The sequence below is a fragment of the Rhodococcus sp. 008 genome (genome assembly GCF_001682295.1).
GTDB classification, from domain to species: domain Bacteria; phylum Actinomycetota; class Actinomycetes; order Mycobacteriales; family Mycobacteriaceae; genus Rhodococcus_F; species Rhodococcus_F qingshengii.
Genome location: NZ_CP012749.1, coordinates 5,526,929 through 5,540,162, shown reverse-complemented (window position 1 = coordinate 5,540,162; position 13,234 = coordinate 5,526,929). Strand labels below are relative to the sequence as shown.

11 protein-coding genes and 1 pseudogene are annotated in these 13,234 nt (G+C 61.0%); 5 read left to right on the top strand and 7 right to left on the bottom strand.

Features of this window, described 5'->3' with window-relative positions:
• The first annotated feature begins 32 nt into the window (after positions 1–32).
• On the top strand, positions 33–1,208 hold the full coding sequence (locus AOT96_RS25765) for a lipase family protein (RefSeq protein WP_054827626.1): 1,176 nt from the start codon (positions 33–35) through the stop codon (positions 1,206–1,208).
• A gap of 73 nt (positions 1,209–1,281) precedes the next feature.
• Complete coding sequence (locus AOT96_RS25760; RefSeq protein WP_003945009.1) at positions 1,282–1,755, top strand: DUF5709 domain-containing protein; 474 nt, start codon at positions 1,282–1,284, stop codon at positions 1,753–1,755.
• On the opposite strand, the gene AOT96_RS25755 is transcribed toward AOT96_RS25760, so the two are convergent.
• Entirely contained in the window at positions 1,744–2,793 is a 1,050-nt protein-coding gene (locus AOT96_RS25755; protein ID WP_231917351.1) for a GGDEF domain-containing protein, read from the bottom strand. The genes AOT96_RS25760 and AOT96_RS25755 overlap by 12 nt on opposite strands.
• Positions 2,794–3,396: 603 nt before the next feature.
• On the opposite strand from AOT96_RS25755, the gene AOT96_RS25750 reads away from it, so the two are divergent.
• Positions 3,397–4,380, top strand: a complete 984-nt coding sequence (locus AOT96_RS25750; protein ID WP_065352478.1) for a hypothetical protein — start codon at positions 3,397–3,399, stop codon at positions 4,378–4,380.
• 7 nt (positions 4,381–4,387) lie between these two features.
• Here the strand turns inward: AOT96_RS25750 and galE are convergent.
• The 5 genes and pseudogenes from galE to AOT96_RS25725 form a co-directional block, all read right to left on the bottom strand.
• Positions 4,388–5,385, bottom strand: a pseudogene (galE, locus tag AOT96_RS25745) (UDP-glucose 4-epimerase GalE).
• A complete protein-coding gene (locus AOT96_RS25740) occupies positions 5,382–6,512 on the bottom strand; it encodes a nucleotidyltransferase family protein (RefSeq protein ID WP_065352477.1) in 1,131 nt (376 codons plus the stop codon). The pseudogene galE and the gene AOT96_RS25740 overlap by 4 nt, the downstream one beginning before the upstream one ends.
• Positions 6,491–7,369 (bottom strand): hypothetical protein, encoded by an 879-nt coding sequence (locus AOT96_RS25735; RefSeq protein WP_228232702.1) that lies wholly within the window; start codon positions 7,367–7,369, stop codon positions 6,491–6,493. Before AOT96_RS25735 ends, AOT96_RS25740 begins: the two co-directional genes overlap by 22 nt.
• Positions 7,370–7,376: 7 nt before the next feature.
• Entirely contained in the window at positions 7,377–7,649 is a 273-nt protein-coding gene (locus AOT96_RS25730; RefSeq protein ID WP_007732082.1) for a PqqD family protein, read from the bottom strand.
• 46 nt (positions 7,650–7,695) lie between these two features.
• Entirely contained in the window at positions 7,696–9,783 is a 2,088-nt protein-coding gene (locus tag AOT96_RS25725; RefSeq protein WP_065352476.1) for a glycosyltransferase, read from the bottom strand.
• Between the two features lie 52 nt (positions 9,784–9,835).
• Here AOT96_RS25725 and AOT96_RS25720 point away from each other — a divergent pair, with 52 nt between their 5' ends.
• Positions 9,836–10,117 carry a hypothetical protein gene (locus AOT96_RS25720; protein ID WP_042450929.1) on the top strand — a complete coding sequence of 94 codons (282 nt, stop codon included), beginning with the start codon at positions 9,836–9,838 and terminating at the stop codon, positions 10,115–10,117.
• A 451-nt stretch (positions 10,118–10,568) separates the two neighbouring features.
• Here the strand turns inward: AOT96_RS25720 and AOT96_RS25715 are convergent, their stop codons facing one another.
• Positions 10,569–11,366: an ArsR/SmtB family transcription factor gene (locus AOT96_RS25715; protein WP_083197665.1), complete on the bottom strand. Its 798-nt coding sequence runs from the start codon at positions 11,364–11,366 to the stop codon at positions 10,569–10,571.
• Between the two features lie 411 nt (positions 11,367–11,777).
• Between AOT96_RS25715 and AOT96_RS25710 the strand changes: the two genes are divergently transcribed.
• Positions 11,778–13,193 (top strand): NAD(P)/FAD-dependent oxidoreductase, encoded by a 1,416-nt coding sequence (locus tag AOT96_RS25710; RefSeq protein WP_003944885.1) that lies wholly within the window; start codon positions 11,778–11,780, stop codon positions 13,191–13,193.
• The last annotated feature ends 41 nt before the right edge of the window (positions 13,194–13,234 follow it).

Genomic DNA, 13,234 nt, shown 5'->3' with positions numbered 1-13,234 from the left:
AACTGCGAACCACACGCGTGTTTACCGGATCGATGCTGACTGCCGCTGCACTGACTGCCGCACTGCTCTCCGGGGGGACTGCACAGGCCGATCCCGCATATCCGGCACCGGACCCGGACCCGTTCTACTCGCAAGCAGCTGCCGAGGGGACCGCCGGCACGCCGATCTCCGTGCGCCGGGCCCCTGACCTGATGACCTTTCCCGGCGTCGCGATCTGGCAGGTCAGTTACAGGTCCACGAACTCAGAGAACAAGCCTATTGCCGCGGTCAGCACGATCCTGGTCCCGCCGAATCAAGCACAAGACGGCCCGTTGCTCTCGTATCAGCACATCGTCAATGCACTCGGTACGGGATGTGCGCCATCTCGCGCGCTTTACGCATCGGATCCCAACATCGTCATCCGTGAAGCGCCCATCCTCAACGTCGCGCTGCAACGTGGATGGACCATTGCCCTTCCCGACCATCTCGGACCCAACAGTGCGTACGGCGCCGCGCGCCTGGGCGGACAGATCACGCTCGACGGTATCCGCGCCGTTCAGAAAGTCCCCGAATTGCGTAGTGGCGCCAGCCCTGTAGGTATTGCCGGCTACTCCGGCGGCGGCATGGCCACCGCGTGGGCGGCCGCACTGGCCCCGAGCTACGCACCCGAGGTCAACCTTGTCGGTGTAGCCGAGGGCGGCGTCCCGATGAATCTGTCCAAGATGGCAAACGGCCTCGGACAGGATCCGCACCCGGCATTCGGCCTCGCCTTCGCCGCAGCAATGGGCCTCGAACGCGAGTATCCCGACCTACTGCCGCTGAGCAACCAACTCAACGACCTCGGACGGTCGATGCGGGCCGAACTCACCAACGCGTGCACCAACGACATCCTCAGGGTCGGTGCCGGGCGCAGTGCCTCTCAGGTGTCGACGTCGACATCCTTGCTGTCCAGCCCTGAAGTGCGAAAGGTGATGGACGACAACAGCGTCGAACTCTATCCCGGTGTGCCGACTGCCCCGGTGTTCGAATGGCACACACCCGACGACGTTCTGATCCCCATCGATTCGGTGGTCAACACGATTTCGCGGTACTGCGCCGCCGGAGCCACGATTCAATCCCAACTGTTCCCCAGCCCGGACCACCTCACCACTGCGGTCCTCGGTCTGCCCACCGCATTCGAGTACCTACAGGACCGATTCGACGGAGTGCCGGCCCCGCGTTCGTGCTGAATGTCTCCGCAGTGATGTATCGAGCAGGCGCGGCACATGGCCAACTCGGTGTGCCCGTGGCATCGTTGATCGTATGAGCGACACGGATGACACCGGCGCGGCCGGCAATGGCGATTACAGTCTCGATCCCGACGACCAGCTTCAACCCGAAGACACTCTGATCGATCGAGGCGTCGACGACATTCTCGACGAGGGAATCTCACCACCGGAACGCCCACTGGGACTTGATGCCCACGGGTTGACCGGCAGCGAGGAATCAGCGGGGGAGACCCTCGACGAGCGCCTGGCCGAAGAAGAACCCGATCCGTACGCGTCGCTCGGAGATCCTTTGAAGGATCCCGCCGATGCCGACGAATTCGAACGGGAAGAAGAATTCCCGAACGGTGACGAAGTGGGTAACCGTCGGGTCGGGCGTCTCGTTGCCGAAGACGAGGGCAGATACGAGGACGAGGAAAGTGAACTCATTGCCGGAGACGTCGGAATCGACGGCGGCGCAGCGTCGGCAGAGGAAGCCGCGATGCATCTGATCGACGATTCAGAGGACTGAACGACCGCCTGACTGTTGTGGCTGTTGTAGCTGTTGATCGGTGAGAACGATGGAGTGGACGTGATTTCCACCCATTCTCTTGCTTTCGTACATCGCCGAATCGGCGAGGCGATGTAGATCGTGAACGCCACTTTCTGCTGCTTGTACGTCCGGCCAGGCGCCGTTGTGGATGCCTATGCCGATGCTTGTCGTCGAGATTGGTTCGCCTGTAGGGGAGTTCATGATGGGCGCGATCCGGGCCAGTAGATCGCCGACGTACGGCAACGGCATCATCTGAACGACGACGAACTCGTCACCGCCGATGCGCGCTATCGCCGCGTCCGATCTGGCCCAGTCGTGTAGTCGATAGGCCGTGCGCAGTATGACTCGGTCGCCGACGTCGTGACCGTAGGTGTCGTTGAAGTGTTTGAAATTGTCGATGTCGATCACCACGACCAGCAAGGACTGGTCGAGGCTGGATTTCGCTTGCAGTAGTTCGGAAGTCCGCCGTGCGAGTCCGCGCCGATTCAGCAGGTCCGTCAACGGATCGAGTTCTGAGCTTTGAGCGTCGTTGCTCAGAAGCGCCAGAGCAATCTGCGTGACCACCGGTATGACAGTGATGACAGGAATGGCAAAGGCAATGCGCCCCAGGACGTCTGGAAGGCCAGAAGGTACATCGGTGAACACGCCGATGCTGGCGACAACGATGACCGCCCCGGAAAACAGCAGGTGCCACAGCTGAGTTCGAAGATTGTGAAAGAAGGCTATGTACGAGCCGACGAGCCCGAAGACGAGACATCCGAGTAATCTCTGATCCGGATTCGCCTCGGCCAGCACGATCACCGCAACAGCGAAGTCCCCGGCAACGACGAAGAAATACGACCTTTCACGGGTGGTCGCTACGACAGGCAGGGCAATTCCGCCGATCATCACAAGCACTGCGACGACGACGTCCAACGGAAATCCGATGGTCTGTACCGAATGAGTGCCCAGTCGCTTCAGCAGAATCGTGATACCCAGGAGGAAAACCAATACGCCGATGCCTATCCGAGTCGGCATCAGAATTCCGTTGTCGCGCAAGAATCGCGTGAATCGGTCAAACTGGTCTGGCACTGCGAGCCAGCGATGCACGACCTTGGGTGTGTCGCTCATCGCGGCCACTGACCATGAGAAGCGGCCGGTCGAATACAACACATGCGGCGATAGTAGTCCGTGGCGATGACAATGGAACTGAACTCGCCTCCAGCCTGTCAACCGTAATACGTCACAGTGACGAATTGAGGTGGGGTAGCCGGAAGTCGGTGAGACGTGTTTATCGGCATCAATCCACATCAGAGCACTTATTGGTCGTTCCTGACGTCCAGGTCGCGCGGCGTAGCCGCAGTCGCCGGCGAGGCCAGGCGGTGATCGGTAGCAATTCAGCCGGCGATCGCGGAGTCGCAATGGTCGAGTCGTGCAAGTCTGTCGCAGATCTCGGACGGAAACGCAGGAAAGCCGGCAAATGTACCGGCAGACAGACATAGGTGGGCGGAAACAAAGAAGGTTGCACGAACCAGGCGTGAGGCGGATATCGCCAGGTCGAGAATTTGCCGATAATCTACATTATGTCAAGTAATGGATATTCGAACGTCCCCCGTCAGCTTGTCCGCTAGCTTTACCCAGATGGATTCCGTTGCACTCGTCCTCGGTTCACCACGTGGCCGTCGCTTCTGTGCGAACGTCGGGCACGCGTGCCGCGCCAGCGCAAGCAACTCCGGTGGACACTGGCCTCAATCGCCGGAACATGCGCTCGAAGTTCTCGGCGCTGTTGATATCCGGGCAATCGCCGAGATGTCCGAACTCGAGATTCTGCACTGTCTTGCGTATGCCGTAGATTTTGCACGCTACTGGGAGCCGCCGGACGAAGAAGACCTGATCTTCGTCCGGCCGGATGTCGCAGCGGCGCTGCGACCGATTGCCGAAGCACTACTCGACTCCCCACGCACTGCCTGGTGGACCGAGCCGATCGACCGTCTGAACCAGAATCTGGTTGAAAAGCGAAACCCTATTTACGGCTGGTCGGACCTACCCTTGCGGATTTACCGTGCAGAGGACGGCCTCGAACAGTGGCGTGCTGAGGCACTCGACAACGAACGTCAGTTTCTGGAATACCAGATCGAAGATCCGGACCGTCACATCGGAGGCGAATGGTGGTCTATCCCGTTTGCCAACGGTACAACCGAAACAACCAGGGCCCGCGACGGTATCGGGGCGCTCGGGGTGTTTCTCGAAGAAGACAGCTCCTCGAACGAGGCGCGGGTGCAGCCGGTAAGGATCTACGGCGCGCCCCGGATCTACGAGATCACCGGTCCGCAGGACTGGGCGAATCTGGTCGATACCTATCCCCTGCCTGTGCCCGCTTCACGTCGCTCCGTGTGGTACGACACGACCGGTGAATACCGTGACTGGTTCATTCCGGACTGGGTTTCGGTGTCCGCGGATTACGACGCCGTGCACCTGACCATGATGGCTTATCTGACCACGCCAGGTGTCGCGATCCCGTTGTCGGCCAACGCGGGGGCCACTGTGCTCGCCGGGTGGGATCCGGACGCCACCTTCTGGCTACGTAGCAACAACATCACCGTTGACGACGACCCGACGGGCTGACGTTCGGCTACACCGAGTTGAGCAGGTGCGGGCGCACTGCCAGCCACCGCGCGGTGTCCTCGATCCCCTGTTCCAGGGTGAATGTCGGAACCCACCCGAGTAGTCGCAACGCACGATCGTTCGATGCGTAAGCGCCGGCAGTGTCACCGGTGCGTCGGCCGGCAGCGACCACGTCGATATCTTCGCCGAGCACGTTCTCGAATGTGTGTACCAGCTCCCACACGGTCGTCCCCCGCCCGCTGCCCAGATTGACCACAGTCATGCGTGATGATTCAGCGGTGACCCGGTCGAACCTTTCCAGTGCTCGAACATGAGCGTCTGCAAGGTCCCAGACATGAACGTAATCACGCACTCCGGATCCGTCGCGCGTCGGCCAATCCGTTCCCGTAACCCTGAAAGGCGTTCCTGTCGAATATGATTCGAACAGCTTTCCGAGTGCGTGGGTCGGGCGTGCCGATGGTGTACCACTTCGCAGATCCGGATCTGCCCCGACCGGGTTGAAGTAGCGTAGAGATATCGCCGATAATTTAGTGGCCGCCGCAATGTCGTCGAGCATCGTTTCGAACTGAGCCTTGCTGTGCGCATAGGGACTCTGCGGTGCGATCCCCCAACGTTCGTCGACACACCCACCGTCGCTCGGCGCATACACCGCCGCAGAGGAACTGAACAAGAAGCGCTCACACCCGTTCCGAAGGACACTCGATACCAGCGTCAGCGACTTGGATACGTTGTTCTCGTAGTACCGCGCCGGGTTACTCACGGAATCTCCGACCACGATCAAGGCCGCACAGTGAACTGTCGCATCGATATCGGAATGATCTGCGAATACTTTGTCGAGCAGTTCTCGTCCGCGATGTCGCCGCAGTAGAACGGGAATCTGTGCGCAAATTCGGCGCGGCCGGTCAGCAGGTTGTCGAGAATCACGACATCGATCCCGGCGTCGACGCACTTCGACGCGACGGTGCTTCCGATGAATCCCGCTCCGCCCGTGATCAGTACTTTCACGCCGCTCCCCCGGCATCTTCGACGGCAGTCCTCGCACGACGGACGAAGTGGGACACGCGTGAGCGGGCCAAGTCCCATCCACGTAGGTCACGCCCGTCCCGGATGGAAAGCCGATCACGGTCGAGAAAGAGCGGCACCATGACCAGATCGCGATAGAGCGAGTGCAGGCGTGGACGATCCGCCAACCACAGCGTCCATCGCCACCACCAACGCGCCGGGACGGTCGTCATTCCGGTACTGACGCCGAAGATCGATTCCACCGCCGCCCAGTGGACGTTCACCGCCCGACGGACATCGCGTGGCAACTGGCGTCTGGAGAGCGTCACAGCGAGTTCCGGTTCGGAAGTAAGCAGGTACCCCACGTCGAAGACACTGTTCAACGACAAATCGGCTCGAATCAAGGCCCGATCGGCAAGCCGCGCGTGAGCGATGACGTGCAGCGTCACGTCGGCCATCGCAAGGCGGGATCCTTCCGCCTCCGAGCTGATTCCTCGGACCGCGGCCTCCCGGGTCAGCGCGTGACGGGCGAACCTCGGAAGTAAGTGCGAATGGATTTCGACGGAGCCATGACGGTCGTCGCGAAGGAGTGCCGGTTCCTGGTGATCGTCGTGATCGATGGAGTCGGAGTCCACTTCGTCGGGGCGGACCATTCGGTAGCCGAAGTCGAGGATCGCGTCGTTGGCCGGAACGGCATGTGCAGGGTCGACGACCAAAAGGTCGATGTCCGTCATCCGTCGAGCTGCCGGGTTCGGCCAGATTCTTCGCTCGAGAAGGGCGGCACCCTTCAGTGCAACCGTCGGAAATCCGTTGCTGTGTAACAGCTCTTGCAGTTCCACTCGTTGCGCGTCGAGGTCCGAGATCCTTATGGTGTTTCGGTGATGGACAAGGCTCAGCGTCAATTCCGGACTCGATGCGGTGGCCGAGGATTCCGACAGCATTTCCGCGAAGCTCGCAGGTAGGACCGATGCGAAGCCGGCCTCGACCGCTCGGGAGGCGAGCAACGGCAATACCTTGTGCCTTACAGCGGCGTCGATGACTCTGGGCCAATCCTGCTGCGAACACAAGCGGATGACGTCGGCCCCACACTCGGGTTTCAACATGGAAATCAGGTACCGGGTGTCACGCATGACGCCACCAGTTCCTCCACCGTGTCGGCGCCGGTATCGCCGTGATGTCGAATCAGTCTGTAGCACGGGGCATTCGAGAGTAGAGCAGCGATGTTTCTCAGGGTCAATCTGTGGTTGTCGGACCACAGTGCGGATTGCTCGGCCAGCGACTGTATCGCTTGGGGTACGGGCATCGGAGCGAGTCGAGTCGGCCCCTCGTCCCATCCATCGAGGATCAGCACCAGGTCGATTCCGCGAACCGCCGAGCTGACGTTTCGTTCAGAAGGCAAGGTTGACGGGTCCAACGCCCACACCGGCGGGGCGTACGGAAGATACAGCGAATCGTGCGCTTTGATCTCCGGGAGGACGTCGAACGTACCGGCTTTGAGGTGAACCCGCCGCGGTAAGCCCACAGCTTCGGTACCACGAATGAAGACGCCTTCGTCAGCACGCAGTTGTGCACCCCGCATGGCAAGGGCGAGCGCCAAGGTGGTCTTGCCCGCCCCGGAATGCCCGGCGATCGCCACTCTCACACCGTTGCAGTCGACCAGAGCGGCGTGCAGGCGTGTCCACTGTCGGGCGTGCGCGGCCGTCATGACATCCCGGTGCACCGTGCGGTACACGCTCTCCGCGAGCTGGAGACCGTCCAGACCGATCAGCGTTTCATGGCTGCCGCCGATGGTCGATTCGATGGTGACGTCCCAGCGACCGAATGTCGCTCGATTCCGCTGAATCCGAACTTCGACGTTGTTGTCCGCAGGCCACGGGCTGGCAATCCGATGCTCGACGACACCGACCTCGGGTATGCGGAAACCGCGCACAATCGCGTCAACCCAAAGGTAGTGCGCCCGGAATTGTGGTACGTGGTTGCCTGTCACGGAATTCTCACACCAGCAGACGAGAGGTGCTCAGCTGTCCGTACGTCTCGTTGACTACCGACTTCGCCTCGTCGTCAGGGATCTCGAGCACTTCTGCCACGGCCTGGACAATTTCGCTGACGGTCCGGCCGTCACACAGTTCCCACACCAACGTCGCGACCGGGTTGAGGTGATGGGCAACCTCGCTGGAGCTGTCGTACAGCACAACACCGTCGGTGAGATCGTTGCTCTCCACCGTCTGAGAGCGTTGCGGTCTCACACCTTCGAGTAGTTCGGTCAAGATATCTCCTTGATTCAGCGAATCCGATTTCGTTTTGGTGGTGGTCTCACAGTGCGAAGCGTCGTGAGTATTCGGATTCGATTGCGCCCGAACGAATCAGGCTGCGTGTGGAGGCGATGCCGGGCGACAGCGTCAGGCACGTGAGCGCTCCCCCGGCACTCGCATCCACCAGGTAGTCGCCCAGAGTTCGGTAGTGACCCGCCCATTGTCCGAATGCTTCGGGATCTGACTCCGGATCCGCAATCTCATCGAGAATTCGCTCGAAGGCGCGCGAATGTACGAGAACGGCGTGGACTCCACGGTTCTCAGGACTGGTGCGCAAGAGTGCCGAACCGTCGAGCAGAGCTCCGTCCCTCGATTTCGGGTCGTGTCCGAGGTGGACGACATCCCAATCGCCGTGATCCAACTCTTCGCGGGCATGGCCAAGGATCGATGCGGCGGCATCCAGCAAACTGACGTCGTCAGCAGCGATGAGGACCGAATCCCAGCCCTTCTCAGTCGCCCGAGCGAGCGCACGACGCCACGAGACGGTGAAGGCCGCGTCCTGATTCATCGCGTCCTCGAAAGCCGACACTCTTTCCACCGCTGTTACGCGCGGTAAGCGAATGAATCTATGCCAGGACGCTTTCCATCTGTCGATGTCAAGATCGAGATTCACGACGGCAACACCGAGGTCCGACTGAGAATCCTCGACAACGGGGTTGGGTTCTCCCCCTACTCGGACAGGCGACAGTGGGCGATCGAGCACAACGTCGACTGCGCCTCGCTCGAGCAGATAAGCCGCCAGTGAGAAGTCGGACGGCACGGGTCCGTTGATCCTTCGTGAGAGTTCGTCTCGCAAAGTTCCGTATGTCGCCGCGCGAACAATCAGTGCAGCTCCGACCAGATCTTCGCCGTGTGCGTGGATGACAGCCGTATCGGCTTCGGCGGGGAGGTCGTCGACGATGTTCCGTAGCTTGTACATAACCGCGGGTTCGATCACGCGCGCCTCGTCCAGAAAAACCACCGACTTCCAGCCCAGCAGAATTGCCTTGTCGAGTCCGGCGACGAACGCAGAGGCCGTCCTCCACCCATCCGGACCGTCGTCCTCCGCCGGAATGGCACGGTGAACGGTCAGTTCGATCGACTCGGCCTCCGCCAGGCATGAACGCCACGGAGCGACTCGGCCGTCGTCGCTGAGAACGACCACCCCACCGAAGACCAACTCGGGTCGCTGGACGCTCAGCTCGGCACGGCGACGAATCTCGGGATACGAATCACCGAGGTACCTGGAGAACTGACGATGGAGTGAGTCGAGATCCCATCCGACCTCACTCCAACCGAGCAGGTAATTGTGAACGCGATCTTCCCAGTCTATTCGATACGGGACACCGGCCGGGCGCTCGAATCGATGGTGCCAACCAAATGTCGGAAGGCAGACGACCTTTCCGCCGTTGATCCGGAACTTCTCGTGGATGTATCCCTCTTCACCGCCGAATCCGGTGAAGTGCGAGTTCAATCCCGGCCATGCCTCACGCCTGCAGGCAAATGAGCCGAGGCCCTGCATGACGATCTCGAAAGGCACGTCAGGGTGTTGCTTCGCTCGCGGATCAACTCCCCACGAGCCGAACATCCCGTTGCGCCACTTGGGGTCCATGTGGGTGGCCGCGATGTGCGAGGAATCCTGGGAGAGCATCGGTCCCTGGATCAGATCGTCGGTTTCCGGGTCCGCATCGAAATACGCCAGCAACGCCGACAACGATCCCGGTGCCAAGATCACGTGAGAGTCGAGGACAAGGACATACTTTCCGGTGGCCTTGCGGAACAGGACGTCCCGCACCGCAGTCGATCGAACGTCGGTGAACGGGATGTAGCGGAACCGATCGATGTAACCGGCAAACGATTCGAGCATCGGCGCCGGCAACCCCTCGGGGTTGTTGTCCAACAAGACGAATTCGACTCTGTCCAGAACCTCGCGATGATGGACCAAGATCGAGTGGATCGTGAAGTACGCGCCGTCGAAATCGTCGTAGGTCGCGATCGCGACAGTCAGATCGGCCGGTTCTCCGTGTGGCGGAGTCTCCTTCACCTGAACTGACCCCGCGCTCTGAAACTTCTTCAGAGCGCGGTGTAGCGCGACGTCGAACTCTGTCATCGTCGGTGTTCCCCCTCGGAACCAGTCGCGTCGTGTCGGCTACGTAGGTTCCGTGGGATTTGTCGGCTGGGTCGGAGGGGTCGGGAAGGTCGGCTCGGTGCGAGTGGTCGGCACCGTCGGTACGGTTGGCACAGTCGGGACGGTCGGCTCCGTCGGCGCTGTCGGCCCGGTGGGTTTGGCGGTCGTCGTTCCACCCGAACCTGACGAGCTACCGGTTGATCCGGAACCTGTGGAACTTCCGGACGGTCCCGAACTCCCGGAACTACCCGAACTTCCTGACGATCCCGAACTTCCCGATGATCCGGGATTGCCCGGCTCGTTTCCGCCCGGCTGATTCCCTCCCGGAGTATTACCACCGGGTTGATTCCCGCCTGGTTGCTCGCCGCCTGGTTGATTCGGATTCTGCTGGCCACGACTTGGCGCTCCGGAAAGATTCGGTGTGTCACCGGCTGCGAAGGCCGGCGCCGCACCACCGAGGCTGATCGACGTCACGACTGGCACAGTTACCGCCGAGGCCGCTAGAACTGTCTTGACGAACTTGCGTCGATCAACTGGAACATTCTGAAAAGCGTCGCCGCCCATAGCGTTTCTCCCATGCGTCCGAGACGAGGTCGTCCTCACTCGATGTCGGGCAAAACGCTAGCATCCTTCTGGCAACTTTACAGACTGAATGCGCCGATATTTGACGGTTATGCGAATTTGAGTCCGGACTGGGCCGACTGTTCGGACAAACGTACGGCGATCTCCTCCTGTTCAGGGGACTCGTTTGTCCCGGTCGACAACCGTCAATCGACCGGCATCTCCCACGGCGCCACCGGAAGAGTGCTTCCGGTTTCGAGGTAGGACTTCAGGTTCGACAACACCGCCGACCATCCACCGGCCACCTCCATGCGAGCCGATTCGTCCGCCAAATCGGTGTGCTTGACGGTCAGTCGCACGATCGCGCCGAAGGCTTCGATGTCGAAACTCACCCGAGAGATGTCGACGCCCGGTTCGCCGTTCGGATCAGCCCAGGTGGTGACCAACCTCGACGGAGGGTTGCTCTCGACCACGGTGCCGACTACATCGGCAATGTTCGAACCGTCGATCCGGCGGTGCTCCCAGGTCGATCCCGGCTGCCAGTCGGAGACGTTGCTGTGTCCCCAATACTCTGCGGTGGCCTGTGCGTCGGTGAGCGCTTTCCAGACGTTGTCCGCCGTGCTCGCAATGTAGGTGACGTACACAAAACTGGGCTTGTCGGTCATGGCTTCCTCCGCGATTTTTTTGACGGTACTGAGCGCACGAAGGCGCGGTACCTCGAACTTGTTGATCCACCGCTCTCGAATCTCCTCGAGCGCAACGGGATTGAGATAGTGAAGCTTCGCCCTCCCCTGTCGGACCGTGCTGATCAGATTGGCGTCCTCGAGCATGGTGAGGTGTTGAGTGACAGCTTGCCGACTCATGTCGAGGCTGTCGCACAACTCGCCGAGCGACTGACCGTTGGCTACGAACAAGCGGTCCAGGAGAAGCCTTCGTGTGGGATCGGCCAGTGCTTTGAAGGCTGCATTCATCCGGTCGTTCACAACTTCACAATATGCAAGCATTTACTTGCATGTCAACGCTTGGGCGTGCCGGGTTTCGAAAGTTGGGACAGATGAGGTGTGATGTCTCTAGGCAGATGTGATCTGAATCCCGGATTACACCGTAAGAGAGGTTGGGCACATGGACTGGGCAGCAATTGGAGTGGGTGTCGGGTATGCCTCGGTGGCCCTGTCGATCCTGGTTTTCGTCGGCGGATGCATCGCACTGTTCATCTTGTCCGTCCGCCAGTAGCCGACACCTCGACAAAGTGGTGATCACCCCGGGGTCCGGCCAAGCCGATCACCTCGGGAGTGATCACCCTCGAGGCCGCTTGATCGATTCGGACACACCGGCGCGCGTCGGACTGCTCGCAGAGAAGCTCGGCCGCGGTGGGACTACCGTAGGACTGTCGCCTAGAACTCGAGGAGTACGGAATGAGCATCCAGTCGGTTGAACCGCACCGCCACCGCGTAGTGGTGATCGGTTCCGGCTTCGGAGGATTGTTCGGCACTCAGGCTCTCAAAAAAGCCGATGCCGACATCACGATGATCGCGCGTACAACCCACCATCTGTTTCAGCCGCTCCTCTATCAGGTTGCGACCGGCATCCTCTCGGTCGGTGACATCGCTCCCGCCACGAGACTGGTGCTGCGCAAGCAGAAGAACGCACAGGTACTGCTCGGTGAGGTCGAGACCATTGATCTCGAGAATCAGACCGTGACCTCGCGCCTGCTCGAACGCGTCACTGTTACGCCGTTCGACAGTCTGATCGTGGCAGCCGGTGCCGGTCAGTCGTACTTCGGCAACGACCAGTTCGCGGAGTTCGCCCCCGGAATGAAAACGATCGACGACGCCCTCGAACTGCGCGGACGAATCCTCGGGGCCTTCGAACAGGCCGAACTGTCGGACGATCCCGCCGAGCGTGCGCGCTTGCTCACCTTCGTCGTTGTCGGCGCCGGCCCCACCGGCGTGGAGTTGGCCGGGCAGATCGCCGAGCTTTCCCGTCGAACGCTGGACGGCGCGTTCCGCAAGATCGATCCTCGTGAAGCGCGCGTCGTGCTCCTCGACGGCGCCCCTGCCGTGTTGCCCGTGTACGGCGGGAAGCTCAGCCGCAAGGCTGCCGAGACGCTCGAGAAGCTCGGCGTCGAGATCCAGCTCGACGCGATGGTCACCGACGTGGACAACGACGGTCTGATCATCAAGGAGAAGGACGGCACGCTTCGCCGTATCGAGTCGCAGTGCAAGGTGTGGTCCGCCGGCGTGCAGGCCAGCCCCCTCGGCAAGCAGCTCGCAGAACAGAGCGGCGGAGAAACCGACCGCGCTGGCCGCGTCATGGTCAATCCCGACTTGTCTCTGCCCGGGCACCCCAACGTCTTTGTCATCGGCGACATGATGTCGCTCGACAAGCTGCCCGGATTGGCTCAGGTTGCCATGCAGGGTGGCAAGTACGCGGCCAAGCAGATCAAAGCGTCACTGGACGGCAAGTCCCCGTCGGAACGAGTTCCGTTCAAGTACTTCGACAAGGGCAGTATGGCAACGATCTCGCGCTTCAGCGCGGTAGCCAAGGTGGGCAAGCTCGAGATCAGCGGCTTCATCGGGTGGGTTGCCTGGCTGGCAATTCACCTCCTCTACCTCGTCGGATTCCGTTCCCGTGCCTCGACGCTGTTGTCATGGGCGGTGACGTTCTTCGGGCGTGGCCGTGCTCAGATGGCGTCCACCGAGCAGCAGGTCTTCGCGCGAAACGCGATGGGCGAATTGGAGAAGAAAAACAAGGAAGCGACGGAGTCCGGCAGCGCTTCGAATGGCGAAGCCAAGAAGGCTGCCGGCAAGCAGCAGAAGGCCGCCGGCTGATCAACACCTGAGTGACCGGCGGAGGGCGGCTGTGGAGTTCA